The sequence below is a fragment of the Streptomyces sp. NPDC059003 genome (genome assembly GCF_042740445.1).
Lineage (GTDB): Bacteria > Actinomycetota > Actinomycetes > Streptomycetales > Streptomycetaceae > Streptomyces.
Map to the genome: position 1 here is coordinate 49,490 of NZ_JBHYJH010000023.1, position 25,950 is coordinate 75,439.

The window sequence follows — 25,950 nt, forward strand, 5'->3', positions numbered from 1 at the left end:
ACGCCTTCACCCGGCGCAAGAGCCCCGCACGCTGCCGAGGCACGCCGGGTGGCGCGGCGCCCCCTACTTCACCTCGGTGAGCTGTCCAGTCGTGATGTCGAAGACGAAGCCGCGGACGGAATCGGTGTGCGGCACGAACGGGCTCGCGGTGATGCGCCGCACGGACTGGCGAACGTCCTCCTCGACGTCGGAGAACGCCTCGGCCGCCCAGGGCGGGCGGAGCCCGGTCTCCTCCTGGATCTGCCGTTTGAAGTCGTCGTCGGTGAACGTGAGCATGCCGCAGTCCGTGTGGTGGATCAGAATGATCTCCCTGGTCCCCAGGAGGCGTTGGCTGATGGCCAGGGAGCGGATCTCGTCGTCGGTGACCGCCCCGCCCGCGTTGCGGATGACATGGGCCTCGCCCTCCTTGAGTCCGAGGACCGCGTACACGTTGAGGCGGGCGTCCATGCAGGCGACGACCGCCACGTGCCGGGAGGGCGGGAGGGGCAGCGGCCCGGGGAACGACGCGGCGTACGCGGTGTTGTTGGCCAGATACTCGTCGGTCACGGACATGATGCCCTCGCCTTCTGAGCCCCGGGCGGCCCGGTGCCTGTCGCTCGGCACCGTAGCGACGGGCACCACCGCGAGGAAGGGCCGGGCCCACTTGGCCATGGGACCGCAACATGGCAGCAACGCAAGACCCGCCCCGCAGGGGGGCGCGCGGGCCCGCTGACCTGACCCCAGTCGGCCGCCACCCGCACGGTCCCGGCAGCTCCGGTGCAGAGCTAGGGCTTCCGCGCCACCGCCCCGTACATCGCGATGTCCTCGTCCTTGATGCCCTGCTCGCCCGTGCCGTCCGGGTGCCACTTGTGGACCTGGACGATGCCGGGCTCGACCAGGTCGAGGCCGTCGAAGAAGCGCTCCGCCTCGGGCAGGGTGCGCAGCCTCATGGGCATGTTGCGGGCCGCGTACTCGCGCGCCACCCGGCCCACCTCGTCCGGTGCGAAGTCGGCCGTGCCGATGGACATCGCCAGGTAGCTGCCCGACGGCAACGGTTCGAGGAGGCGGCGGACGATGCCGGGGGCGTCGTCCTCGTCCAGGACGAAGTGCACGATCGCGATGACGGTGAGGGCGACCGGCCGGCCGAGGTCGAGGGTGTCGCGCAGTTCGGGGGCGCCCAGGATCGTGGCGGGGTCCAGCATGTCCGCCTCGATGTACGAGGTCATCCCCTGCGTGGTGCTGGCGAGCAGGCCCTGGGAGAGGGTGAGGACGATGGGGTCGTTGTCCACGTACACGACGCGGGAGTCGGGGGCGACGCCCTGGGCGATCTCGTGGAGGTTCGGTGAGGTCGGGATGCCGGTGCCGATGTCGAGGAACTGGCGTATCCCGGCCTCCTCGGCCAGGTAGCGGACGGCGCGGTTCATGAAGTCGCGGTTGGCGCGCATGTGGACCGGCAGCGCGGGCCACTCCTTGCTCATGGCGTCGCCCGCCGCCCGGTCCGCGGGGTAGTAGTCCTTCCCGCCGAGGATGTAGTCGTAGATGCGCGCGGAATGCGCGTTGTCGGTGTCGATCCGGTCAGCCGGCCATCCGTTGTCGTGCAACGCGGCCCCTCCTGTCAGGTTGTCGGGTCGATCTCGGGTCGATCTCGGGTCGTCCTCGAGAAGTCCGTAAGAAGTCCGTGGGCGCCCGGTCAGCAGAGGAAGTCGGCGTCGCCGGCCTTCACGCCCGCGAGGAAGCGGGCGATCTCGCTTCGGGGGAAGACCAGGGCGGGGCCGTCGGGGTCGGTCGACTGGCGCAGCGCGACGCTCCCGTCGGGCAGTCTCTTCGCTTCGACGCAGGCGCCGCCCGCGTCGTCGCTCCACGGCTTCAGCCAGCCTTGTGCGCCCAGGTCCCGGGAGGGCGTGCCGTTGTCCAGGGGGTCGTGCACTCACAGCTCCTTGCGGATCGCGCCGAGCAGCGCCTCGGTCTTCTTGACGGGTGCCGACTGGGCGCCCAACCGGTCCAGGGCCTCGCGGTACACCACCACGTCGTCGTCCTTGTCGAGGTAGACCGCACCGACGAGGCCGTTGAGGTAGACGATGTCCGGCAGCTCGGGGGCCTTGAACCGGAAGATGTGGAAGGCCCCGGCCCGCATGGCCGGGTGCGGGCCGTTCGTGAACGGCATGATCTGCAGGGTCACGTGCGGGAGCGCGGTGACCGCGATCAGGTGGTCGATCTGGCCGCGCATCACCGCGCTGCCGCCGACCGGCCATCTCAGCACCGTCTCGTCCATCACGACCCACAGGTGCGGCGGGGACGGGCGGGAGAGCAGCTCCTGGCGCTGCATCCGCAGGGCCACCCGGCGCTCGGTGGCGTCGGCCGGGGCGTGCGGGTTTCCGGCGCTGAGCAGGGCGCGCGCGTAGTCCTCCGTCTGCAGCAGTCCGTGCACGAACTGCGCCTCGTAGGCACGGATCTGGAGCGCAGCCTGCTCCAGGCTCAGATACGCGGCGAACCAGTCCGGCATCACATCGCGGTACGTGTGCCACCAGCCGCGCTTGTTGGCCTCGCGGACCGACTGCAGGAACGTGTCGATCTCGTGCTGGTCCCCGATGCCGTACGTCCGCAGGAGCTTCTCGACGTCGGCGAGGCGCAGCCGGGCCACCTTGGCGGCCTCCAGCCGCCTGATCGTCGAGTGGCTGACGCCGATCGCCTCGCCCGCCTGCTCGAAGGTCAGGCCGGCCCGGGTCCGCAGCTCTTCGAGCTGCTTGCCGAGGATCATGCGCAGGACCGTGGGGGCGCCGCCCCATGCCGTCTCCGCCGTCATGCCCCACCTCCTCGCTCCTGGTGCCGAGTTCACGGCACCACGCTCTGCCACCGTTCTGCCGCGCTTCCGGCGTTGAGATCGCAGTCTGTCACGATCATCACCCGACAACGACAGTATGCGCGTCACACTTTGCAATTTTCATCTCGGCGGTTGCATATCGATCGTCACAGGTGCCACAGTGGGATCACCTCCACTTCGAACGTCAAATGACCGCTGGCGTTGGGCAGTTGGGGTGCGACGAAAGGCGATCGACGTGGTTTCCCCCGCCCATCCCACGCCTTCAGACCTCACGCCGAGGCGAGCGCTCACGCGCCGGGCCGCCTTCGAGCTGCCGGCGATCGCCTCCTCGGTGCGCGAGGCACGCGACCAGGCGCGCATGCTGCTCGACGAGTGGGGGTTCTCCGCCGACGTGGGCGATGACGTCCTGCTCGTCGTCTCCGAGCTGGTCACCAACGTGATCACGCACACGTCCAGTCAGTGGGTGCTCTTCCGCCTGTACGCCGACGGGCGCCGCGTCCGCGTGGAGGTCGAGGACCAGGACCAGAGGGAGGCGGTGCCCGAGCGGCAGGCGCCGGATCTCTACAGTCAGTGCGGACGCGGTCTTGTGCTGGTGGACGCGCTGGCCCATGAATGGGGCGTGACGAGCGCGACGCGCGGCCCCGGCCACCTCGTGTGGGCCGAACTACGCCCGGACGGACCCCCGTAGCCCTCCCCCGTTCCAGGCGCCGCGGGCCCGGCCTGAACCGAAGGACACGACATAGCGCGGCGGGCTTCAGCAGGGGACTCCTCAGAGGGCGATGAGGCCCGCCGGGGTCACCGTGAAGCCGCACGCGTCGAAGTAGAACGCCCGCAGGTCGTCGTCGAAGTCGACGTGCAGCCACTCGCAGCCCGCCGCCCGGGAGTGCCGTGCGGCCTCGGCGACGAGTTCGGTACCGACGCCCGCGCGCCGGTGGGCCTGTGCGACGAGCGTGTCGAGGAGGAAGGCGTGCACTCCCCCGTCCCACGCCACGTTCACAAAACCGACCAGGTCGCCCTCGTCGTACGCGCACACCCAGCCCAGACTGTGGTCGCGCACCTGGGTCCGCCAGTCGATGTCGAGGATCCGGTGCTTGAACCCTTGCGCGTGCAGGGCGTTGAGGGTCGCGTTGTCGAAGTCTCCCCGCCATGCGTACGTGATCGTCATGGCGCGAGCGTAGCCGGGGCGCCGCGCGCGGGCTGCCGTGTCACTTCCGGCAAACCCGCCCCAAAAGCATATTGACTCCCCAACAGCTTCGGCGGACAGTATCGATGAACGGCTTGTCATGCCCTTGTCCACACCCGTCAGGCAAGAGGTGAGCCTTGTTCTACCGCCGACCACGAAGCCGTAAGCCCCTACGCCGACGTACCAGAACGACCCGTGTCCACGCGCGCCGGTTCGGTATCGCCGCCGCGGTGACCGGCCTCGTCGCATCCGTCTTCGCCGCCGGGCCCGCCCGGGCGACCCCCGAGCCCACCGGCCGGCCGCCCCAGTCCCCCCTCGTCCAGCCGATCGACCCGCAGAACTGGCAGAACCCCGACGACATGACCTGGGCCGACCACCGGTCCGTGCCCGGCACCGACTGGGCCAACCCCGACGTCAAGCCCACCAAGCGCACCTTCAAGGGCGCCCTGGTCCTGCTCGACTACCCCGACGAGGAGTTCACGGTCAGCAAACCGGCCGGTTCCAGCCTCTTCGGCAACCCCCAGGTGGGCGCGTCCGACATACCGCGCAGCCAACTCCCGTCCTTCTACCGCGACTTCCTCAACAAGCCGGGAAAGCTCAACCGCGGCCACACCATCAACGAGTACTGGATGGAGGACTCCGGCGGCCGCATCGGCGTCGACCTGACCGCCTTCGGCGTCTACCGCATGCCGTTCAAGTCCTTCCAGTACGGCATCGAACCCCAGATGAACCCCGGCGCCTGCCCGCGCGGCAGCACCTGCGGCAAGGACATCCGCGCCGACGGCAAGGCCGCCTGGACCGCCGACGTGGGCGGCGGCGAGACCGCGAAGTACGACTTCGTCTTCTTCCTCACCGCCGGTCAGGACGAGTCCGGCGTGTGGCAGGAGTTCGGCCAGATGAAGTTCGCCTCGCCGCAGGCCGTGCCGGGGGCCTGGGGGCCGCCCGCGCCGATCGCGTCCGGCGGCAACTCCGCGAACACCCGCTATGTGCCGTGGACGTCCTGGGCGGCCGCGGCCCGCATCTGGCCCAACGCGACGGCCGGTTCGTCCACCCAGGCCGAGAGCTCCGGGATGGGCGTGTACGCCCATGAGCTCAGCCACATCCTGGGCATAGGCGACAACTACAACAACCCGTACGGCAAGCCGCTGCGCCGCGCGTACACCGGCATCTGGAGCATGCTCTCGCGCGGCTCCTTCAACGGTCCCGGCGGTCCGCACACCCGCTGGCACATACCGGCCACCGGTGGCGGCTCGATGGGCTCCCAGCACGTCCTGCGCGACAAGCTGAAGCTCGGCATCGTCGACGAGAAGAACGTGCTGCGCCTCGACCGCGACGCGCTCAAGGACTCCGGCACGGTCGTCGCCCGCGTCACCGCACGCTCGGCGCCGCCCGGCGACAAGGGCCTCAGCGGCGTCAACATCTCCATGAGCCGCGACCTGTCCCCGTCCTGCGACACCAGCACCGATCCGCTGTGCGACGGCGGCGGCTACAACAACTACACCGTCGAAGTCGTCGACCGCATGGGCATGGACTCCTTCACCCCGGACCACGGCGTCCTCCTGTCCAAGACCAAGAACCAGGACCAGGCCCCCTTCGCGTGGGTGATCGACTCCCACCCCGAAGACATCGACATGACGGACTTCAAGCGCCCCGACGGCACCCTGCAGAAGATCACCATGGGTGACTACCGACAGCTCAGCGACGCCCTCATGCACGCGGGCGCCGACTCGGGCAGCCAGTACGAGTACACCGATCGCGCCAACCGGCTGCACTTCTACGTCCTCGACGTGCAGCGCGGCCCGAACGGCGTGCTCTCGTACACCCTGGCCGTCAAGTCCCTCGACGGCGCGGGCCCGCAGCGGCGCGGCGTCGCACTCGACCGCGGCTACGCCAAGGGAAGCCCCCAGCAGCGGGCCGTGTGCAGGTTCGACCTCACCAACACCGGGCGCGGGACGCCGCCGCAGTCCGGTCACCCCGAGGACGTCCGGAAGTATCTGTCCTCCGACGTCTACCGACTGACCGCCAAGGCCGCGGGCCGCGGGTGGAGCGCCTGGCTGCCCAACCGCCTCGCCACCACCAAGGCGGGCCACACCACCGAGATCGACGTCGCCGTCAACGCCGAGCGCGGCGCGGACCGGCACGGCCGGGTCCACCTGACGGCCCGCTCGGAGAGCGACCCGGGCAAGACCGCCACCGCCAGCTGCAAGCTGAAGAAGTCCGGCAAGTACTAGCCACTACGGGACGACATGAAGAGGCGGGTCGCGACTTCGACGGTCGCGGCCCGCCTCCGCACATCAAGGCATGGAGAACGTCAGAGCTGGATGGGTTCGTTCGCCCCGTCCTTGGTCTCGATGACCAGGAACGACAGGACGTCGTCGCCGATGTTCCTCAGGTCGTGGAGGTGGTACTGCCCCGCGTCGAAACTAAAGGACTGGGTCTGTCCGCGGACGTAGGAGATCTCGCGGGAGGTGCCGTCGCTCGCGTGCTGGCGGGCGCGGCCGTCCGTGAGGGCTATCCAGGTGTAGTCGAGGACGTGCCGATGGACGGGAACCCGTTCTCCCGGATGGAGAGTTGTCTCCCAGACGCGCAGTGTGTCGGTCTCCTTCAGCAGGGACTGGCCGACGTGGCCGTTGTGGGCGTTGGTGTCGACCTCCTTGTGCAGCTGAGGGCTCCAGCGGTCGAAGGCCTCCGCCACGACCGTGCTGACCAGCGGGGAGGCGGGGCGGGGGGCGTGACCCACGGAATGGATCCTTTCAGAGGGCGTCACAGGGCGGAGGAGAGCGCTTCGAGCAGCGTGTCGTTCGCACGCCGGTTGCCGATGGAGACGCGGCACGTGGCGGGGATGACGTGGCCGGTGTCGGCGACGACGATGCCCGCGCCGCGCAGGTGGTCCATGACGCGCTCGTGCTTGTGGAGCCGGACCAGGAGGAAGTTGGTCTCCGAGGGGAACACCCGGTCCACCGCGGGGTGCTCCGCAAGGGCTGCGGCCATCCGGTCACGTTCGGACCGGATGCGCTGGAGGGCGGCGAGCACCGGTCCCGCGTTGGTGAGCCGGTCCCGCGCGGCGCGCTGCGAGGCGTCGGTGAACCCGAAGGGCACCTGGACCCGCCGCAGCGCCTCGACGATGCCGGGCCGCGCCAGGGCGATGCCGCAGCGCGCACCGGCGAGCCCCCAGGCCTTGGAGAGGGTTCTGAGCACGATGAGGTTGTCGTGCTCCTCGACCAGGCCCGCGTACGACGGGCCCTCGCTGAACTCGACGTAGGCCTCGTCGATCACCACGAGGCCACGGGTGCCGGTGACGAGGGTGTGCACCTGTGCCGGGTCGAGCCTGGTCCCGGCGGGGTTGTTCGGGTCGCACAGGATGGTCACCCGGGGGTCGGCCGCGAGGATCCGCTGGGTGTCGAGCTCGTCGAGGTCGTCGCCGCGCAGCGGCACGTCGACGACGGGCAGGCGCAGGACGCGGGCGAAGTGGGTGTAGAGCGGGAACGTGGGAGGAGTCAGGCAGACGGACTCGCCGGGCGAGGCGAGCGCCGCGAGCAGCAGCATGACGCCGTCCACGGCACCGCTGGTGAACAACACGTGTTCGGTGCTCAGTGCGTCGACGCCGTCGTGGCCGGGGAGCCGCGCGATCGTGGTCAGGTACGTGCGGGCCAGCTCGGTCGTGTCGAGGTGGGGGTAGAGGCTCTCCGTACCGAGGAACGGGTTGGTGTTGCTCGACAGGTCGATCGTGTCGAACCGGGGCTGGCGGCGGAAGCGCGCCGGGCCCGGCACCGGCACCGCCGTGACGGGCGCGGTCGCGAACCGCGACAGCTCCGGCTCCCCCTGCCCGTCCTCCGCGGGTGTGAGGTCCGGGGCGCGCAGCCAGTGGTCGACGGGCACGAACAGATCGGCTCCGACGCGGCGGGCGCGGTCCGCGTCCCCGCGGCCGAGATGGACCCAGTCGAGTCCGGAGCTCCGGGCGTCGGCGTACAGCCGGTACAGGGACGCCTCGTACAGGTCGTCGCGCGCGGCGGGATCGGCGGGGTCGACGGCCTGCGTGAGGTGGTAGAGGCCCCGGCCGTTGTGGGACTCCGTGATCAGGCCGGCCTGGATCACGGTGCCCGCCCGGCGGCGTAGGAACAGCTCGGTGCGGTCCGCGAGGGCGCTCCGGGCCAGGGCGACGAGGGCTCCGGCGTTGTAGGGGTTGTGGTCGCCGCTGTGGCGCCGTGCGTGGAGGTCCACGAAGGCCTCGCGCGCCCACGGGTGCCCGTCCAGATCGGTCAGCCGGACGCGTTCCCAGGTGACCTCGCGGGACAGTGCTTCGTCGTGGCGGCGGAGCTCGCGGAGCCGGTCGTCGCCGACGCGGTTCCGCAGCACGTCGTCCACGTCCCCGGTCAGCCGGACGACGCGCTCGGGGTCGGCGGCGACGGGGACGAGGCCCGCGGTCCGCAGCGTGCGGGAATCATCCGTGCGCCGCACGCCGGGTACGAGGATCTGGTGCACGTCGAGCGCCTCCGCGCAGCGGACCAGCTCGTCGACGGCGTGCGGGGTGGGGACGGGGCTGGTCGGGCTGTACGGGGCCGCGCCGCCGACGAGGGTGGGGCGTTCGCGTACGACGGGATCGAGGGCGGCGAACGCCTCGGCGTCCTGGCCCAGTTGGGCCAGGGAGCACGCGGGTTCGCGGGAGCCGAGGGCGGCGCACCGCACCTGCTGGAGCGCGGCGACGTCCGTGGGCCTGCGCATGCTAGTTCACCTCGCTGTCGACGTGCTTCTCCTCGCCGTCGAGGTGCTTCTCGATGCGGTCGCGGTACTCCTCGAACAGGTCGGCCAGGGTGCGGGCGATGCCGCGCTTCCAGCCCACGGTGCAGTCGCCGATCAGGCTCCGGCGCAGGCGGTTGTCGAACATCGCTGTGGCCCGGCTGTGGTCGCCGCGGTCCAGGCGGGCCGGCACCCCGGTGAGCGCGGACATGTACTCGAGGAGGTCCGTCATGCCGACTTCCTCGTCACCGCCCCAGTTCACCACCTGCGCGGTGGTCCGGGCCGCCGCCCACAACAGCGGGACCTGGCGGACGATGTCATCGGTGTGCAGCGGGTTGCAGTAGTTCTGGCCCTCGCGGGGCACCGCGCACGGCTGCCCCCGGAGCATCTCCTTGAACAGGATGATGGGGACGCCGCCGTGGCCGTACGGACCGTAGGCGATGTTGAGCCGCGCGATCACCGACGGCAGCGCGAGGGTTTCGGCCAGGCCTCGCACCACCCCTTCGACGGCGAACTTGGCGATGGGGTACGTCGGCAGCCAGGGCGTGGCGCCGCCCAAGGGGTCGCTCTCCCGGTAGTGGTGGGTGGGGTCGGTCCGGTCGTAGACCACCCCGGACGACACGTACAGGAACGCCTCCGCCGTGGCGCAGTGCGTCATCAGCTGTGCGGTGCCGACGGAGTTGATGCGCATGGTGCCGTCGAAGTCGCCGCTCTCGCCCCGGTGCACCGCCGAGTGCAGTACGTGGGTGAAGTCGTGCGGCAGCCCGTCCAGGTCACCGTCGGCCATGTCCCAGGTGTAGGTGTGGGCGCCCGCCGCCTCCAGGTCCTTGCGGGCCGCCGGGTCGCCGAAGCGGCCCAGGCACCACACCTCGTTGTCGGGGGCGAGCGCTTCGGCGACGGGCCGGGCGACCTGTCCGGTACCACCGGTGACGAGGATCTTCTTGCCTTGCATGGTCAGCTGCTCCTGGTCGTCGCGGAGAGTGCCTCTGGCTGTGCTTGGCCGAGCGCGCGGTCCAGCTCGCGCCGCAGGGTCGCCTGGAAGGTCTGTACGTGCTGCGGGCTCATCAGGGTGTAGTGCTCGCCGTCGACTTCGATGAACCGGTTGGGGTGGCGCGTGAAGTCGTCCCAGTGCCGCAGCTGGTTGTCCAGCCACTCCTGTTTGGTGCCGCGCAGCGGTGTGCAGTAGAAGACCTGGGCCCGCGCGACCGAACCCGACGGTTCGTAGGTGCGGCCCAGGTGCACCATACTCTGGGCGAGGTGCACCCAGGCGGTGAACCGTTCGACGGTGAGGTCGAGTTCGGTCAGGCGCCGCTTCGGTGCCTGGTCGATGAGGTGGGCCAGCTGGTCGGCTTCGGGCAGCGGGCGGAGCCGGGCGGTGAGGCCCTCGATGTCGGCGGCGGTGATCAGTTCGAGGAACAGCGCCAGGTTGATCGCGCCGTCGGTGAAGGTGATCTCGTTCATGCGGCCGGAGATGCTCGGCGGCAGGTTGAAGACGCCGACGAACTTCACCTCGTCGCCGTCGGCCTCCAGGCGTTTGGCCATCTCGAAGGCGACGGCCCCGCCGTAGGAGTAGCCCGCGACGGCGTACGGCCCGCTGGGCTGCACCCGCCGGATCGCCGCCACATAGGTGGAGACCATCTCGTCGAACGTCCCGAAGTGGGTCTCGCCCTGCCCGAAGCCGCGCGCCCGCAGCGCGTAGAACGGCCGCTCGCCGGTGAAGTACTTGGCGAGGTTGACGAACACGAGCACCTCGCCCAGGCCGGGGTGCACGCAGAACAGCGGTGTGCCGTCCCCGGTGATCTGCAGCGGCACCAGCGGATCGTAGGCGGCGTCCCCACCGGCGCTCTGCCCGGCGGTCAGGCGGCGGGCCAGGCCGACGACGTCCGGAGTCTGCAGGAGCGTCGCCATCGGTACGTCGCTGATGCCGAACGTGGTCTGGATCTCCAGCTTGAGGCGCAGCACGTCCAGGGATGTGCCGCCGAGGTCGAAGAAGCTGGCGGTCGCCGGTACTGTCCCGATGTTCAGTACGCGGCCGTAGATGTCGGCCAGGGCGATCTCGGCGTCCCCCTCCGGTGCCACGTAGACGCCGAGGAAGCGGGTGGTGACCTCGTCGGCCCGGCGGACCGCCTGGTCCAGGTCTCCCGCCTCGACGGCCGTGCGCAGCCGCGTCCGCTGGATCTTGCCCAGGTTGCTGCGGGGTATGAGGTCCTCGGTGACGGGGAGTACCAGCTGGGGCCTGAAGCCCCAGTGCATGACGGTGGAGCTGCGGATCGCCACGAGCGCCCGGTACACCGCGGTGTCGTCGTCGGCGTCGCCGGACGGCACGAAGGCGACGGCGAGCTGTTCGGAGTCGGCGCCGTCGGGCCGGACCGGGAACGCCGCGATCTGGCCGCGCCGCACGTCGTCCAGTTCGTCGAGGACCGCTTCCAGATCGTGGCTGTAGTAGTTGACGCCGTTGACGATGATGGAGTCCTTGGTACGGCCGACCAGCGTCAGCCGGCCGTCGGCGTCCAGGCGGCCCAGGTCGCCGGTGCGGAACCAGCCGTCGGGCGTGAAGGCCTGCGCGGTGGCCTCGTCGTTGCCGAAGTATCCGTCGGTGACCATCGGTCCGTGCAGCTGCACCTCCCCCGGCTCACTGGAGCCGGGGTCGTCGGTGGCCGCGATGACCGTGCCCGCGCCGTCGGTGACGCGGATGCGCAGCCCTCGTACGGGGCGGCCCAGCGGCGGGAACTCGGTGCCCAGGTCGCGGGTGGCGAAGTCGCGGTTGAAGACGCTGCCCGCGCAGGTCTCGGTCATCCCGAACGCGGGCACGATCACGTCGTCGCGCAGCCCGTAGGGGGCGAGGGCGGCCAGGAAGTCGCGCACGGTGGCGGTGACGGTGGCCTCGCCGCCGGAGATGATGTGCCGTACGTGTGACAGGTCGGCCTCGTGCGGCGCGGGCGGCCGCTGGGCGAGTGCCTGATTGAGCTGCCCGAAGAGGAAGTTCGGGGTGAAGGTGACGCGCACCCGGTGCGCGGCGAGCAGTCGCAGGAACTCCACCGGGTCGCCGAGGACCGTCGCCGGTGTGGCCATGACCTGGTCGGCGCCGTTGAGCATCGGCAGCAGGTGGGCCTCGATCGCGGCGATGTGGTCGGTGGAGATCCAGTTCATCGTCGTGTCGGCGGGGCCGAGGTCCAGCGCGCCCGCCTTGCCGGCCTGGGCCGCGAGGAGGTTGGCGTGGGTGAGCCGGACGGCCTTGCTGGATCCGGTGGAGCCGGAGGTGAGCATCAGCAGGGCGAGCTCGTCCGGGGCGGGCTCGTGGCGGTGTCCGGGCCCGGGTGCGGTGTGGCTCAACTCCTCGACGGTGACCGTGCGCAGGCCGATGTCGGGCAGGTCTCCGTAGGAGTCCTTGGACAGGACGACCAGCGGGTCGTCCAGGAGCAGGCGCAGGTGCTCCAACTGCGGCTGCCACCGGGAAGGGTCGGCCGGTGGTGCGACGGGGCACGGGACGAGACCGGCCAGGACGCAGCCCCAGAAGGCGTGGAAGAAGGTCTCGGGTTCATGGGCGGCAATCAGTACGCGGTCGCCCGGGGTGGTGCCGTGGCCGCGCAGCCCTTGAGAAATCCGGCCTGCGCTGTCCCGCAGTTCGGCATAGGGCACAAATGAGCCACCGACGAAGGTGATTCCTCGGGACGCGTCACGGGCCGCGTTCTCCAGCAATTCCGGAAGCGTGGTGGCAGTAACGTTTTCCTGCATGGGGGCGAAGACCTCCGATGGGAAGGGTCGTGGAACGGCCCTCGATTTCCGTCACGGATGGGTAGGAGAGATCGTCAGGAGACGGCGGGAAACGGCGGTGGACGACGGCATTCGTCCTGGCCGGGTCCGCGCGCAGGCGAAGCGGGCGCGCCGAGCAGGCGGGCGCCGTCGCCGATCGTGAGGGAACCGGCTGCCTCAGCCGAGTTCGTTGAAGCGCACGATGTCCTCGATCGTCTTCCGCAGCTTCAGCTCGTCCTGGTCGGACACGATCGCCTGTCCGACACGGCCGTAAGGACCGGCCGGGGTGTCGGGCGACGCCGAATAATCGATCTCATCAAAGGTGAAGTGACGTTCAAAGTCCTGCTGGGTCAGGGGATTTCCACTGGGACGGCGCAGGAGTATGTACCCGTAGAAGCGGTCCGGCACGATGTCGGCCAGGTCGTCGGGCACTCCTTCGCCGAGCGCGAGACTGATCTCGACGTCGAAGAGGTCGACGCCGAACGTGAGTTTGTTGACCTGCGGGGAGAGCGCTCCGGGCAGGCGGATGGCGCACTCGCCGAAGGTCGGTCCGGATTCTTCCGTGAACACCTCGAGATGGAATACGCAATCAGGTGCGCCCAGGCTGCCGAGCGCTTGACGGGCGAGCGCCTCCGTTTCCTCGAAGAGTGCGGCATGGAGCCTCTTGTCCAAGATGTGCGCGGCCAGGATGCCGCCGTGTGCCGCGCTCAGCGGCGACAGGTGGTAGCGGGTCATGGACGACCACCGAAGATCACCTCTGCTCCAGATGCCGTCCATATAGACTTCCGGAGCGTCCACGAAGGACTCGGCGACGACTTCCACGTCCGACCGGCTCGGCAGCACCTTCAGAGCTTGTTCGTACTCTTCCGGGGAGCGGACGATATTCGTCCGGAGAGACCCGGCTCCGGTCGCCGGTTTGATGACGAATACCTCGCCCAGATCCCTCACCAGATCGGCGAAGGACGTGCCCCTGTCGACATAGCGGCAGCGCGCCCGCTTGATCCGGGGCGGCAGCCTGCTCTTCTGAAGGTACTTGTCCCGGAAGTAGAGAGCCGTCTTCGAGTCCGTATTACCCGGTAGGTTCAGCTGCTGTCGCAGACAGGTGGCGCCGAATACGCCCATCTCATGAACGCTGAGCGCCCCTGCCACGTCGTCGAGGCGCGCGGCGAGCACCGCCCTCAGCACCTCCTGGGCGTTCTCCATATCGGTGACACAAGTGAATCGCCGCCCCTCGGGCGGGAGCATCAGGGCCTGCGCTATGTAAAAGGGGTCCAAACCCCTGCGTCGTAGCGAGCGGTCCAGATCGTCCCGGTATCCGATAACAATCATCGTTGACATTCTTGCGTCCCCCGAATTACAGCGTGCCTGATCTGTTCTCGGTAGTGCAGAACTTGCGTCGAATGTTTCGCGATCGGTTACTTTCAGCCAACCTCAATCATTGGCATCGTGCCACACCCATACGGCCCGGGGGACATGCCGAACCAAGATCTTTTGCAGGGTGGCGCGTGACATGGATCACAAGTAAGAGTCTTACTCGAAAAGGAGTGGAGTCATCCGCGGCATTTCTTCCCATGAGGGCGCTTTCGCCGCGCCGGTCATGCCTTCCCGTGCACCCCGCGCCTCCACCTGGCGACGGGGTGCACAGGTAGGGCGAAGTCACCCGGTCATGCGCCCGGAACAGTGGCGCAGTCGGTGCGCGGAGGCGGCGGCGTCGTGTCGCCGGATTCGGCCTCAGCGGTGGTCAGGACCCGGACGTTCAACGTGCACTCGATCTGCTTGACCGTGTGGAACGTGAACAGGTCCTCGATGCCGCCCTGTTGCCGCGGCCCTCCTCCGACCAGCATGCCGACGATCATTGCCCCGTGGACCTGATGCCCGTCGATCACCGTGTCGATCGGCACGAACACCGGCGCCCCCGAATCGGCCGGGAGCGACACGACGGTGCGCTCCTTGACCGCAATGCCCAGGCCCCGTGTACACCGGTGAGGAGGCTTCTTCTCACACTGCACGCCGTTGGTGAGCGAGTACACCTCGACGTCGCACAACAGCTTGGTGGCCTTGCCGCTCACGCACACCTTCTGGCCCACCACCGGCGCGTCGGCCTTCCCCAGAACCCTGCGGGCGACAGGACTGCCCGCCGCGCCGCCGTCCGTCCACAGGGTCGGTGCGTACGTCTGTGGTTTGAGCGGAGTGCCGGTCAGCAGGCCCAAGTCCGCCTTCTCCGTGAAGGACGACTTGGCGAAGGCACCGTACCGGAACTCCCCGGAGGTGGCTTCCGGTCCGGGCTGCCCGTCCGAGCAGTGCCCCGCGGTGACCATGGCGCGTTTGCCGTCCTCCACCCTGCGCACCGCGAAGCCCGACGTGCACACCAGCTCCGTACCGCCACCCACCGCGGTGACGATTTCGGCACCGCCCCGGTGCGGCTGCGGATCGTTCGTGCGGCTCGCCGGGGCGGCGGAGGCGGGCGCGGACCAGGTCAGGGCCATCAGCAGCGCGGTCAGGCAGGCGGCCGAGGTACGTAGTGACATCGTCCCTCCCTACAGCTTGAAGTCGATGCGGCCGAGCAGGCCGACGGCCAGGGCGAAGTAGTCGGCGTGCACCGGGCGCCGGGCCGCGAACACCTGCGTGCCGTTGACCGTGAAGGTGTCGGTGGCCGTGTCCTTGTCGGTGCGGTACAGCTCGTACTCCTGCACCAGAAGCCGGTAGTCGGTGAGGGCCTGCCCGGTGGGGGGCGCGATGCCGCCGCTCCAGGCGAAGCCGGTGCCGTCCTGACGGCAGGTCAGCTCGACGGGGGTGCCGACCTGCTTCCAGTCCATGTCGTCCTCCCCCAGCTGCGCGCGGCTCTGGAGGGTGACGACGACACGGCGGCTCGCGGCCGCGGCGGTCACGCCGGTGCCGCTGATCTCGCCGAGCTCGTTGAACGGCGCCGGTCCCGCGAGGCGCATCGTGAGCTGCTCGCCCTCGCGCCGTCCGGTGAGCGTGCGCGGCGGCACCAGCTGGGCGAACTCCGCGCGCTCCACCTTCGACAGGTGCAGCGGATCGATGGCGTACGGCTGGTAGCGGGCCAGGGCGAGCCGGAGGTACGGGAAGTACGCGGGCCCCGTCGCGGTGCCGAAGTCCAGGTCGATGTCGACGTACCACAGGCGCCGCTCCTGGTGGTACTGCGGTGTGAAGGCCACCGCGTCCACCAGGACCGGTGCCGTGTCGGGGAACTCGGCCAGGTGCAGTCCCGTGACGCGCTTGTCCGCGTTGGGGAAGTGCTCGGCGGCCGGGCGCGGCAGCGTCGTGGTGTCGGCCCAGACCGGGTCCACGCCCCAGCGCGTGGCGAGGGTGTCGGGCAGGTCCGTGCCCGGGTCGATGATCACGGCGAGCATCTCGTCGTCGCCGGAGGAGAACCACGGCCGGTTCAGATACACCCGCAGGCCCGCGGTGCGGCGGCGCTGGGTGACGGTGGCGCGCTCGTGGTCGACGCTCCTCTCGCGGCGCATGGTCGGCACGGCGTACGCGAAGACGGGCGGTTCGGGCCTGCGGGTGCTGGGCACCGGCAGCGGTGCGGTGGTCGCGCCGAGGCGGGTGACCTTGGCCCGGTCCGCGGTGATGGTGGGGTGGAAGTACTCGCGGAAGCGGGTGACGGCGGTCGGCGTGTAGCGCACGTTGCGGTGCCGGGTGTCGCCGAACTCGTGGGTGCGGGCGGTGCGTTCCACGTCTTCGTTGTAGGCGAGGGTGATGTCCTCCAGATGGGTGTGGCCGTCGATGCGGGTGGGGGCGTCCTGCGTGACGTCGTCCAGCCACTCGCTCCAGCGGGCGTCCACCTCGACGTGCCCCGTGCTCTCGGCGTGGGTGGTGAGCTGGAGGCCGATCTCCGCGGCGGTCTGTTCGGCCGTGCGCTGCGCGGTGAGTTCGGCGAGCTCCGGTGGCAGCACGGGCTTCTCGACCGCGTGCACCAGCGTGACCTCCACCCAGGGGGTGAGCATCCAGTTCTCGCCGTCCGCGGTGGCCTGGGTGACGAAGGCCTTGTCCGCCGGGCGCAGGTCCTTCCAGTAGTCGGAGGCGGTCAGGAGGTTCCACTGGCGCAAAAGCGGCAGCTTCTGCGCGTTCAGGTAGCAGCTCAGGCGGACGGTGGCGATCTCGCCCTTGGGGAGGTACACCTCAAGGACGCGCTCGCCGATGTCGTACCAGTGCGGCGCGCCGGTGCCCTCCTTGATGCGGATCTTGAACGGCTTGGCCTGGGGCCAGGGACCAGGGAAGGGAATCTTCCGGTTCTCCCGGTCGCCGGGCAGGCCGCGCAGCATCACGCCTTCCGCCAGGACGTCCGGCAGATACGGCAGGAGCAGCTGATCGGCGCGGTGCACCACGAACTCGCCCCGCTTGAGTCCGGCTCCGCGCCGCGGCAGCGGAAGCCGGGTGAGCGGCTCCGCGTCGTGCACGTCGTGCTTGGCGATGCGGATGTCGCCCTCCAGGAGCAAGTCGTGCTCCAGGTGCGGCCATTCGGGGTCGCGCACCTTGGTGTCGAGGAAGGAGCCGGACTCGCGGGACGCCACGGCGAAGTACTCCTCGCGCAGCCGGTCGGGCTTGCCCGCGCCGAAGGCGGCGTCGAACACGCCGTGCTCCTCGGCCATCTGCAGGGCGGTCTTCGGCGGCGCCACGTGCCGCTCCGCGGTCGGCTTGTACTGCCGGTCCAGGTGGTCCACGTCGGAGTCGGCCTTGTGGTCGGGGACGTTCGCGCGCCACAGGACGTACTCGTCGGGCGAGATGTGCCGGCCGTCGTCGGTGACGGTGCTGCGGATGACCAGGCGTTCGGTGGACTCGCCCTCGTTGAACGGCAGGAGCGGGATCACCACGGGCTGCGGCACGGGCTCCCAGCGGCCGTAGGTGATCGCCTCGGACCGGACGGCGTCGGGTGTGGTCGCCGTGTGCTCCAGGCCGTTGCCCGCGAGGTCGACGACGCGGGCGCGCATGCGGTACGTACGGCCGTAGCGCAGGGCGGGCAGGGAGCCGGGCTCCGCGGTGAACTTCGTCTCCAGGGGGACGTCCGGCGAGATCGGCGGGGCGGGTGCCTCCGGCTCGCCCGCCAGGCCGATGGTCCTGCCGGGGCGCGGCGCCGCGAGGCTCCAGCCCTGCCAGCCGCACACGGCCTGGTGGCCGTACAGCTGCCGCTTGTCGGGCGGTCCGGTGACGGCGACGGCGTTGGCGCGCACCATGCCTTCGTCCGGGCGCACCTGAATGTCGTAGGGCGGCTGTCCGGGCCAGCGGATCGTGTAGCGGCCGCGGCGGCGCAGCAGCGAACGCCACTGCACGACGGCGCCGGTGGCCGGGTCGACGGTGCCGATGTCCACGCGGTAGCCGCGCACCAGGTCATCGGCGGTCAGCGTCATCTCCGTGCTGGTCGTCTGCCGGCCCACGTCGGCGCCGATCAGGTGGGCCAGGTGCTTGTCGCGGTCCGTGCGGAGCAGGGTGATGCCCGCTCCCCGGGCGGCAGGGGTGCCGGTGCCCGAGACCTCGTAGGCGACCGAGCCGGGGCTCGCGGGCAGGTCGCGCTTGTGCAGGACGGCGATGCTGCGGGCGTAGTCGATGTGCTTCAGGGCGGCGCCGTCCACATCGAGCTCCGTCAGGTGCCAGGTCTTCGGGTCGCTGAGGTTCAGCATGCGGCCGGTGAGCAGGCTCTCGGTGGCGGGGGCCGCTTCGAAGACGCTGCCGCGGGTGAGCCGGAGCTGTGTCCAGGGGCAGCGGGCCGGGGCGTTGAGGGTGGCGGCGCCGGGGAGGCCGGGGTCGAACTGGACGCGGATCCTCGCCCCGTCGGCCACGCCCGCGGGCAGCGTGAACCGCAGGTCGACGACGAGGCCGAACCTGCGCTGCAGCTCCGGGTAGTCGCCGAGGAGCCCGCACGCCTCGTGGAAGTCGACGCGGTGCTCCTCCTCGTCGGCGAGGGCGGGTGATGGCTGCTCACGCTCGTAGAACCGGGCCGCTTCGGCCAGGGGGAGCATGTGCTTGAAGTCTTCCTCGGTGTACGGACCTCGGTAGCGGTCCATGTAGCGGGGCGTGTGGTCGTCCGCCGCTCGCGGGCCGTCGCTGTGCGGGTTCAGGGCCGCTTCCACCTTGGCGAACCCGACCTGGATGTCCTTGCCGATGTCGAGGACCTGCTGCGTGATGAAGTCGGGCATCTGGTACAGCGGAGGGAGTTCCCAGCCGCGGTGGTCGGTGGGCGGCTCCTCGCACAGCATGCCCTCTTCGCGGGCCCATTCGCCGCCCACCCTGCTTCGCGTCGTGTACACCGCGACGGCCCGGTATACGTCGATGACCTCGTCGTGCACCAGCTTGCCCGGGAAGGAGCGCAGCGTGGGCGGCTCCGTCTCGGCGAGCGCCGCCGCTGTCGGGGGCGGAGTGACGAGGGTGTCGTCGTTGAACAGGGTCCGCCACAGGCCGATGTCGGCGGCCGGGTAGCGGTCGGTCGGCTCGTGTTCCGTCACGAAGGTGTGTGCCGGGTTGTCGAACTCGAAGCGCAGCGCGGGCAGCAGCGTCTGGCTGAGCTTCTCGGGCCACCTGGGGAAGTACTCGGAGCGGCCGAGCGTGGTGATGCCGGTCAGGCTGGGGCTGACGAGGACGGACACCCGTACGGTGTCGCCCTCGATGACGCCGTCGGGGAGCACGGTCCACCGGATGCTGTCCACCATGGTCAGTTCACCTCCGCGAAGGCCGTGCAGTAGTCGAAGACCGGGTCCACGCGTCGGCCGGTCACGGGATCGTCGTACGGCGACATGAGGTCGACGAACGACGGCGGGGTGAGCTGCGGGGCGGCCGCGACGCCCGCGAACGCGTCGAGCGTCCCGCTGCCGGCGAACCTGCGCTCACAGCTGATCGTCACCGACTTCGAGAAGAAGCCGATCTCGATGCTGATGGTGATGCGCGCGCGGCCGACCGCGTAGCCGCCCTCGTAGCCGAGTTCCAGATAGAGCTCGATGGAGGCCGAGACGATGCCGAGGACGTCGACCTCGCCGCGCGCCCGTAGATAGCCGACGAGCTTGACGTTGGTCCGGACCGGCTTGTCCGGGTCGGCAGGGGCGTTCGGATCGTCGTCCGCGCCCCTGACGATTTCGAGCCGGAAGTAGACGCCCGCCATCACCGACAGGCTGCCGCTGGCGACGCCGAAGTTCATGGACACGGCGGCCCCGAACTCGAGGGCGCAGTCCAGGACGGCGATCTCCTGCGGGTTCAGGACGATCCCGAAGTAGCCGCCCCCGCCCAGCATCGACACCGTGAGGCGGAACGGCGCCTCACGGCGGCAGAAGGAGAATCCGGCCTGCAGCGGGGTGTTGCCGATGAACGGCACGGAGAGCATCGCGTTCAGCGAGAGGTTCTCCAGGCTGAACACGCCGACGGCCGCGTTCGGCAGCTGCATCGAGTAGTTCGCGTGGATGCCCGAGCTGTCGACGGTGAGCGCCGGCGGGTCGCTGAAGCCGTCGAGCGGGATGAGGTTGCGCAGGGTCTGGATGAACGCCAGGTGCCCGATGAAGTCGACACCGCCGAACTTCACCTCGACGTCGGGCTTCTGCCCGGCGCGCATCGTGAAGCGGATCCGGTCGAAGTTCAGCACGACCGCGCCGAAGCCGGGGATCATGCGCAGCTGGAATTTGTCCAGCGTGCAGGTCACGTCGGCGGCCTGCGGCACGTCCGGGCGCAGCGAACCGCGCAGGTCGGCCGTCAGGGTCAGCTTCCCCATCGGCCAGAACACGGCGTCCTTCTCCTGCGTCGGGGGATCGTCCTGACCTGGTGTCCACGCCTCGATGTCCGGCTGCCACTGCAGGCGGGAGTTGACGACGTCCGGCAGCTTGGCGCCGAGCGCGGCCAGTTTCACGGCCTCCTTCAGCGCGAGCGCCTGCCCGACGGCGCGCTCCCAGGTGGCGGCCTGTTCGGCGATCCGGGTGAGGAGTTGCCGCACTCCGGTCTCGACCCCGGCGGGCAGGTTCACGCGCAGGTCGGCGAGGGCGTCGGAGAACGCCCTGAAGGCGTTGTCCACCTCTTCGATGGGGGTGGGGTCGGGCGCCTGCTCCAGCTGGCTCGTGATGTACGCGACGAGGACCTGCACGAAGATCGTCGCGGAGTCGGTGACGCGGATGACCCGGTCGGCGATCTCGGGGAACTGCTCCTCGACTCCGGTGAGCAGGTCGCGCAGGCCGCGCAGGTCGCCGAGGAATCCGGTGACCGCGTCGACGGTCGCGGTGAGGAAGTTCGGCGCCTTGAGGTTGTCGAGGCCGACCTCCTTCAGGATGTCCTTGAGCGGGAACATCCCGAACAGCTTGGCGTCGACGACCTTCCCGAAGTAGTCCGCCGGGTTGAACCTGCCCCGGACGAGGTTGGCCCACTTGTCGACCTCCTCCGCGCCGGGGGCGAGCGCGGTGGCGGAGGTCGCCGCGACCGGCCCGGTGAGGCGGGACAGACCGGCGACGGCGAAGTTCGGCTGGGCGAGCGCTCCGGCGGTCTGGCCGCCGTGGCGGAAGGTCAGGTCGAACGGCTGGACGAGCTCGATGAACAGCTGCCCCTTGTTCGCCGGCTCGAAGACGTTCTGCACGTACGGCGCCGGATAGAACACCGACTGCGGCTGATCGCCCCCGGAGCCGGTGCCGAACCGGCTCAGCGCGGGCACGACGGCACGCGCCCAGCGCACGGTCGGCAGGAACCGGGGGTGGTCGGCGGGGTCGAGCGCCAGGATGGACGGGGCGGTGACCGCCCCCCAGATCAGCTGTCCGGTGGACAGGGTCGTGTCGTCGGGCCTGCTGCTCGGCGCGTAGGCGACGGGCTGGCCGCGCAGGTCCGCGACGACGCACTGGGCGTCCCGTTCCGCCAGGACCGGGGGCCCGGGTGTCGGGTTCTTGAGCGGCGCGTTGTAACTGTCGATGATGCTCTGGATGTTGGCCGGGTCGTTCTGCACCGTGTGGCCGACGAACGCCATGGGCGTACGGAACTCGAGGATGCGGCCGTCGAGGTCGGTCATGCTCACCTGGAACAGGAACGGCTCTTCGCCCTGGACGTCGGGGAAGAAGGTGAACCCTTCGTTCGGCGTCGGGTCGACCGGGTTCAGGAACGGCTTCGGCCGGAGCAGGTCGGGGGTGACCAGGGTGAGCAGCCGGACGCTGTCGAAGGGGAAGAGGCGGTGCAGGCGCTTCTGGTCGTCGTTGTCCTCCGGCCTGCCGTAGCGGCGCACCGGTTCGCGCACCATGATGAAGAACCGCTGGTTGAGGTAGGCGGCCTGGTCCGGCCGTGCGTGGTCGAACTTGCGCTCCGTGACCTTGACGAGGTCGGCGCGGTGCCCGAAGGGGAAGAGCCGCCCCCGGTACATGACGCGTACGTAGTGGTCGCGGCCGAGCGATGCCCGGTGCCGCCACTGGGTGACGTCGAAGTTCCCGTGCGGCCGGTCCCAGCGGCCGAAGGAGTCCAGCCAGCCGCCCATGGAGGACAGCATCAGGTTGGTCACGCTGACCGGTGTGGGCCGGTAGCCGCCCGGCAGCTGGGAGTTGGAGGTCAGGTGCACCACCGACGACCGGTCCTTGCGGTCGAGGGCCATCGTGAAGTCGTTGCCGTCCTTGTCCATGGGGCGCGGGTCGGTGGGGTCGAAACCGGGGTCCCGGGTCCACACCGCGCGGGCGCCCGTCGCGCGCATCCGGGTGTGCCAGAGCTCGATGCGGCCGTCGGGGTCGGGCAGTGCGGTGGTGTGGGTCCAGGCCGCGGTCCCCGGCGGGGAGAGGAGCAGTCGGTACGGGAGCTCGATGCCGGTCCGCGGGTCGTCCGGATCGGCCAGGGGGTTCTCCGGTCCGGTGCCGGCGGTGGCGGCGAGCTGCGGCGCGGTGAGGAGTCCGGCGTCGACGGGGCCTTCCGGGCCGTGGCGCGCGGCGAGTTCGGCGGCCGTCCTGGCCAGGCGCAGGGCCTGGAACACATCGGTCGGCCGGTCGGTCATGGTGGGGCGCAGCTCCGCGGCCACGGCCGGTTCGCGGGCGGCGTCGACCACGCGCAGCGGGAGCGTCCGCATCGCGGTGAGCAGGCCGACCTCGGTGTAGTCGACGGCGGTGGTGCCCACGGCGAACACGAGGACGCTGCGGCCGCCGATGCGGGAGGCCACCGGCGGCGGTTTGTGGGGCTCGCTGGGGTCGGGGCCCGCGCCGGGGAGCGGGGGCGTGGTGTGCGGCATGCCGGGGCTCACCTCGAAGAAGGCCTGCTCGGCGACGTGCTGCGGGCCGAAGGTGACGGCGATGAAGCCCGGTAGGGCGGGGTCCTGCCGGACGAGCTTCCGGCCCCCCAGGGCGGTCCGGTCCAGGCGCAGTCCCAGGAAGCGGAAGTGCAGGTCGAGCAGGTCGGTGGCGCGTACGAGACGGTACGGCTGAGGTGGTGGTGGCGCAGCCATGGGTTCCCCCGTTGACGAGTCCGCGCCCCCTTGGACCATGTGGCTGGTTCAGGGCGTGACGCGGTGGATGTCTGAAACGTGCTGGAAGGGCGTCGGCATCGACGTGGGAGCCGGTCGGCCCTGTGGATGGTGGAGTCGCGCAGCGAAACGCGGACTCTGAACTGAGGGACTGGCGCTGCGGTGAACTGACGCGGTCTGGGACGCGTGACCTTGGTTCTACCGCACGCCCGGGGTGGTCGGCCGCGTCATTTTCGGCCGTATCAGAGAACGCGCGGGGACCGAAGGGCGCACGGGGATCGGGGAGCACGCGGGGATCGGAGACCGCGCATGGATCGGGGACCACGCGCGGATCGAAGAGCACGCATGCAACGCGGAGCACGGACGGCACGGCAGGAAGCCCGGTGTGATGGCGCCAGCCGTTGTCCTCATGTCCGCCCCCTGCCCGCACGACACTCCCGCCCCAGCATCGCCGACGGTGCGCGTCATGCGTCCACTGGGCGCCCACATGTCACCCCATCGGGTGAGTCCATGTCGTGCCCGCCGCCCGCCTGCCGCCCCACCCGGCGCGATCCGATATCCCTGGCGGACGCCCTCCCCCACCTCCTGAAAGGGTGCTTCTCCATGCGCGTCCGTCTCGCTCTCGGTGCCGTCGCGAGCACGCTTCTCCTGGCAGCCGCCGCCCCCGCGCACGCGGGCCCCGCCGACGACCTGACCGTGCACACCACCGGCACCGTCGCCGCCGACGGCACGGTCACCCTGTCCGGCACCTACCGGTGTCTGGACGACGGCGGTTCCGGACCGGTGTTCGTCGGCAGCACGCTGACGCAGAAGGGCCGGTCGGCCGGGATCGGCGGCACCCGTGCCGTGTGCGACGGGCAGGTCCACGAGTGGGCCAACACCGGCCAGGTCACCCGGTCCGACTTCGGACCGGGGCGGGCCGAGGTGAAGGCCCATCTGATGAAGCTCTCCACCGCGCAGGGCCTGCCGTGGCCGCGGTTCCTCGCCCATGACGCGGAGGCCGTCGAGCTGCGCTGACGGTCCGTCACTGCCGGGCGCATCGCCGGGGTCCGCAGAAGGCCGGCGGTGGAGAGATCCCCCCACCGTCGGTCTCCCCCAACTCCTGTAGCCTCGGGGCGACAACCACACATGAAGCTCGTCAGCGCCAGGTAGGTCGGTGGAGTGCGCTGGCGTGTTCGCGCGACCGCGAGCACGGCCAGCCGCCCGTCCGGGTGTTGCTGTTTTCCGTGCTCGGGGTCGGGCCCGACCGGAAGGACAGCACGATCCATGACCACCGACCACTACGTCCCCGATCCGGAAGCCGACACGGCCGCGGTGATCGACGGCTTCTTCGGCCATATCGCCGCCACTCTGAGGGAGCTCCCGGACTCCGGCCTGCTGGCCGCGATGCGCGCCCGGCACGAGGAACTGACGGCCGCGAACAGGCACCTGGTCGTGGACGAGGCCGCCCTCTACAACCTGCGGATGACGCTGGCCCTGGTCGCCGCGTACGAGTTCCTGATGCCCTCACTCGGCCGCCGCGACGCCCTCGACCTCGTCAGGACCGCCTTCGTCGAACCGCTGAGTGAGGCGGTCCGGCAGGGCACGCGGGCGATGCTCGACTCGTCGCCCGACCCGTACCGGGCCATGGTGGACCTCGCGAAGTCCAGGGAACAGCACGCGTTCGGCGCGGGCTTCGCCTTCCGGCACCCGGTCGACGACGACAGCCGCTTCTTCGCCGACGTGCACCGCTGCTTCTACCACCAGGTCCTGGTGGCCAACTCCGCGCCGGAACTGACTCCGGTGATGTGTGCCTTCGACGCGAACTGGATCGAGGCGATCGACCCCCACGAGCACGGCTTCCGGTTCGAGCGGGTCACCACCATCGGCCTGGGCGGAACGCACTGCCCGTTCCACTTCCTCCGCACCCGGGCCGCTCACGACTGACGACGGGCCGAGGCGACGGGCCGAGGGGAGCCGACGCAAGGGCGTCGGCTCCCTTCACTCGATCCCCTGGCGGACGTCGACAGCGCACCCGCGCTCACACCACCTCCATGACACGGTCACAGCCGCACGGCGCCGCCACCTCCCCCTCCCCCACGCCAAAGTGCGGGGCATGGGCGGGACTTCAGCCGCCCAGCACACGTACACGGCAAAAGGTTGTACGCGACGCGCGTGGCGATCACCACGGTGATGAAGATGCCGTGAAGACCGTAAGGTCACCCTGTTCACATCTGTTGCCGGGGTGTCATGCGCCCCGGTTCTTTCCCGTGGGGGGACTCATGCAGCACCGCACCCGCATCGCCGTGCTCGGCTCGGCTCTGGCCGTGGCCGCCGCCGGCTTCGCCGCGCCCAGCGCTCTCGCCGTCGACGGCGACCTCAAGATCGACAAGGTCACCGTCAACGGCGGCAAGCCGATCGAGCTCGGCACCACCGCGGGCAAGACCTTCAAGGTCACCGTCACCGCGACGGACGACTCCGGCATCGACACCGCCGACATCACGCTGTACGGCCCGAACTCGCACGTCGCGCTGCCCCAGGGCGCCGTCAAGTGCGAGGCGTCCAGCGCCACCACCTCGGCCTGCACGGGGACCTTCACCCTGGACCCGGACACCGACTTCTACGACAACACGCCCGCGGGCGGCTGGTACGTGGACGCCATGGTGACGGCGAAGGACATCGACAGCCTCCTGGTGGAGAAGGCCGCGTCCTTCAAGGTCCAGCGCGCCGCCAAGCTCACCGCGAACGCCGCGCCCGAGCCGATCAAGAAGGGCAAGACCCTCACGATCACCGGCGCGCTGACCCGCGCCAACTGGGAGACCCACAAGTACGCGGCCTACGGCAACCAGTCCGCGACGCTGGAGTTCAAGAAGAAGGGCGCCACCGCCTACACCGCGGTGAAGACCGTCAAGGCCGACAGCCGGGGCAACCTGAAGACGACGGTCAAGGCCACCGTCGACGGTTCCTTCCGCTACACGTTCGCCGGTAACTCGACGACCTCCGCGGTCAAGGCCGCCGGCGACGCCGTCGACGTGTGTAGCCCCACATGACGACCCCGGACAGGATGCCCGCGCGGCCGCCGTAGCG

The 25,950-nt window shown here is 70.1% G+C and carries 18 protein-coding genes; 5 read left to right on the plus strand and 13 right to left on the minus strand.

The features are described from left to right. Nucleotides 1-63: 63 nt before the first annotated feature. The 4 genes from ACFWZ5_RS12180 to ACFWZ5_RS12195 all read right to left on the minus strand — a co-directional run bounded on the left by ACFWZ5_RS12180 (nt 64) and on the right by ACFWZ5_RS12195 (nt 2,782). Nucleotides 64-552, minus strand: a complete 489-nt coding sequence (locus ACFWZ5_RS12180; protein WP_384785869.1) for a beta-class carbonic anhydrase — start codon at nt 550-552, stop codon at nt 64-66. A 212-nt stretch (nt 553-764) separates the two neighbouring features. After that, a complete protein-coding gene (locus ACFWZ5_RS12185; RefSeq protein WP_384785791.1) occupies nt 765-1,580 on the minus strand; it encodes an SAM-dependent methyltransferase in 816 nt (271 codons plus the stop codon). 89 nt (nt 1,581-1,669) lie between these two features. Next, complete coding sequence (locus ACFWZ5_RS12190; RefSeq protein WP_384785794.1) at nt 1,670-1,906, minus strand: DUF397 domain-containing protein; 237 nt, start codon at nt 1,904-1,906, stop codon at nt 1,670-1,672. Next, nucleotides 1,907-2,782 (minus strand): helix-turn-helix domain-containing protein, encoded by an 876-nt coding sequence (locus ACFWZ5_RS12195; protein ID WP_384785797.1) that lies wholly within the window; start codon nt 2,780-2,782, stop codon nt 1,907-1,909. A 253-nt stretch (nt 2,783-3,035) separates the two neighbouring features. On the opposite strand from ACFWZ5_RS12195, the gene ACFWZ5_RS12200 reads away from it, so the two are divergent. After that, a complete protein-coding gene (locus ACFWZ5_RS12200) occupies nt 3,036-3,488 on the plus strand; it encodes an ATP-binding protein (RefSeq protein ID WP_384785800.1) in 453 nt (150 codons plus the stop codon). An 81-nt stretch (nt 3,489-3,569) separates the two neighbouring features. Here ACFWZ5_RS12200 and ACFWZ5_RS12205 read toward each other — a convergent pair whose 3' ends face one another. Beyond that, entirely contained in the window at nt 3,570-3,965 is a 396-nt protein-coding gene (locus ACFWZ5_RS12205; RefSeq protein WP_384785804.1) for a GNAT family N-acetyltransferase, read from the minus strand. A 248-nt stretch (nt 3,966-4,213) separates the two neighbouring features. Between ACFWZ5_RS12205 and ACFWZ5_RS12210 the strand changes: the two genes are divergently transcribed. Then, nucleotides 4,214-6,214 (plus strand): M6 family metalloprotease domain-containing protein, encoded by a 2,001-nt coding sequence (locus ACFWZ5_RS12210; RefSeq protein ID WP_384785807.1) that lies wholly within the window; start codon nt 4,214-4,216, stop codon nt 6,212-6,214. 80 nt (nt 6,215-6,294) lie between these two features. Here ACFWZ5_RS12210 and ACFWZ5_RS12215 read toward each other — a convergent pair whose 3' ends face one another. The 8 genes from ACFWZ5_RS12215 to ACFWZ5_RS12250 all read right to left on the minus strand — a co-directional run bounded on the left by ACFWZ5_RS12215 (nt 6,295) and on the right by ACFWZ5_RS12250 (nt 22,866). Further along, nucleotides 6,295-6,723: a hypothetical protein gene (locus ACFWZ5_RS12215; RefSeq protein ID WP_384785810.1), complete on the minus strand. Its 429-nt coding sequence runs from the start codon at nt 6,721-6,723 to the stop codon at nt 6,295-6,297. 23 nt (nt 6,724-6,746) lie between these two features. Further along, nucleotides 6,747-8,705: an aminotransferase class I/II-fold pyridoxal phosphate-dependent enzyme gene (locus tag ACFWZ5_RS12220; protein WP_384785813.1), complete on the minus strand. Its 1,959-nt coding sequence runs from the start codon at nt 8,703-8,705 to the stop codon at nt 6,747-6,749. 1 nt (nt 8,706) lies between these two features. Next, entirely contained in the window at nt 8,707-9,672 is a 966-nt protein-coding gene (locus tag ACFWZ5_RS12225; RefSeq protein ID WP_384785816.1) for an NAD-dependent epimerase/dehydratase family protein, read from the minus strand. A 2-nt stretch (nt 9,673-9,674) separates the two neighbouring features. After that, nucleotides 9,675-12,455: an alpha/beta fold hydrolase gene (locus ACFWZ5_RS12230; RefSeq protein WP_384785819.1), complete on the minus strand. Its 2,781-nt coding sequence runs from the start codon at nt 12,453-12,455 to the stop codon at nt 9,675-9,677. A 195-nt stretch (nt 12,456-12,650) separates the two neighbouring features. Further along, nucleotides 12,651-13,811, minus strand: a complete 1,161-nt coding sequence (locus ACFWZ5_RS12235; RefSeq protein WP_384785822.1) for an acetyl-CoA carboxylase biotin carboxylase subunit family protein — start codon at nt 13,809-13,811, stop codon at nt 12,651-12,653. A 326-nt stretch (nt 13,812-14,137) separates the two neighbouring features. Further along, nucleotides 14,138-15,001 (minus strand): hypothetical protein, encoded by an 864-nt coding sequence (locus ACFWZ5_RS12240; protein WP_384785825.1) that lies wholly within the window; start codon nt 14,999-15,001, stop codon nt 14,138-14,140. Between the two features lie 9 nt (nt 15,002-15,010). Then, a complete protein-coding gene (locus tag ACFWZ5_RS12245; protein ID WP_384785828.1) occupies nt 15,011-19,144 on the minus strand; it encodes a hypothetical protein in 4,134 nt (1,377 codons plus the stop codon). 2 nt (nt 19,145-19,146) lie between these two features. Next, nucleotides 19,147-22,866, minus strand: coding sequence for a hypothetical protein (locus ACFWZ5_RS12250; protein ID WP_384785831.1), 3,720 nt, complete (start codon nt 22,864-22,866; stop codon nt 19,147-19,149). A 621-nt stretch (nt 22,867-23,487) separates the two neighbouring features. Between ACFWZ5_RS12250 and ACFWZ5_RS12255 the strand changes: the two genes are divergently transcribed. The 3 genes from ACFWZ5_RS12255 to ACFWZ5_RS12265 all read left to right on the plus strand — a co-directional run bounded on the left by ACFWZ5_RS12255 (nt 23,488) and on the right by ACFWZ5_RS12265 (nt 25,913). Then, nucleotides 23,488-23,901, plus strand: coding sequence for a DUF6299 family protein (locus tag ACFWZ5_RS12255; protein ID WP_384785834.1), 414 nt, complete (start codon nt 23,488-23,490; stop codon nt 23,899-23,901). A gap of 249 nt (nt 23,902-24,150) precedes the next feature. Beyond that, the gene (locus ACFWZ5_RS12260; RefSeq protein ID WP_384785836.1) at nt 24,151-24,810 is read left to right on the plus strand and encodes an L-2-amino-thiazoline-4-carboxylic acid hydrolase; all 660 of its coding nucleotides are present in this window, start codon (nt 24,151-24,153) and stop codon (nt 24,808-24,810) included. A 335-nt stretch (nt 24,811-25,145) separates the two neighbouring features. Next, nucleotides 25,146-25,913, plus strand: coding sequence for a calcium-binding protein (locus ACFWZ5_RS12265; RefSeq protein ID WP_384890683.1), 768 nt, complete (start codon nt 25,146-25,148; stop codon nt 25,911-25,913). Nucleotides 25,914-25,950 lie beyond the last annotated feature (37 nt).

What these genes read in the sequence shown, in the direction of transcription:
- ACFWZ5_RS12180 (WP_384785869.1), bottom strand. Translation starts at nt 552, where the DNA reads ATGTCCGTGACCGACGAGTATCTGGCCAACAACACCGCGTACGCCGCG.
- ACFWZ5_RS12195 (WP_384785797.1), bottom strand. Translation starts at nt 2,782, where the DNA reads ATGACGGCGGAGACGGCATGGGGCGGCGCCCCCACGGTCCTGCGCATG.
- ACFWZ5_RS12205 (WP_384785804.1), bottom strand. Translation starts at nt 3,965, where the DNA reads ATGACGATCACGTACGCATGGCGGGGAGACTTCGACAACGCGACCCTC.
- ACFWZ5_RS12220 (WP_384785813.1), bottom strand. Translation starts at nt 8,705, where the DNA reads ATGCGCAGGCCCACGGACGTCGCCGCGCTCCAGCAGGTGCGGTGCGCC.
- ACFWZ5_RS12225 (WP_384785816.1), bottom strand. Translation starts at nt 9,672, where the DNA reads ATGCAAGGCAAGAAGATCCTCGTCACCGGTGGTACCGGACAGGTCGCC.
- ACFWZ5_RS12230 (WP_384785819.1), bottom strand. Translation starts at nt 12,455, where the DNA reads ATGCAGGAAAACGTTACTGCCACCACGCTTCCGGAATTGCTGGAGAAC.
- ACFWZ5_RS12235 (WP_384785822.1), bottom strand. Translation starts at nt 13,811, where the DNA reads ATGTCAACGATGATTGTTATCGGATACCGGGACGATCTGGACCGCTCG.
- ACFWZ5_RS12240 (WP_384785825.1), bottom strand. Translation starts at nt 15,001, where the DNA reads ATGTCACTACGTACCTCGGCCGCCTGCCTGACCGCGCTGCTGATGGCC.
- ACFWZ5_RS12245 (WP_384785828.1), bottom strand. Translation starts at nt 19,144, where the DNA reads ATGGTGGACAGCATCCGGTGGACCGTGCTCCCCGACGGCGTCATCGAG.
- ACFWZ5_RS12250 (WP_384785831.1), bottom strand. Translation starts at nt 22,866, where the DNA reads ATGGCTGCGCCACCACCACCTCAGCCGTACCGTCTCGTACGCGCCACC.
- ACFWZ5_RS12255 (WP_384785834.1), top strand. Translation starts at nt 23,488, where the DNA reads ATGCGCGTCCGTCTCGCTCTCGGTGCCGTCGCGAGCACGCTTCTCCTG.
- ACFWZ5_RS12260 (WP_384785836.1), top strand. Translation starts at nt 24,151, where the DNA reads ATGACCACCGACCACTACGTCCCCGATCCGGAAGCCGACACGGCCGCG.
- ACFWZ5_RS12265 (WP_384890683.1), top strand. Translation starts at nt 25,146, where the DNA reads ATGCAGCACCGCACCCGCATCGCCGTGCTCGGCTCGGCTCTGGCCGTG.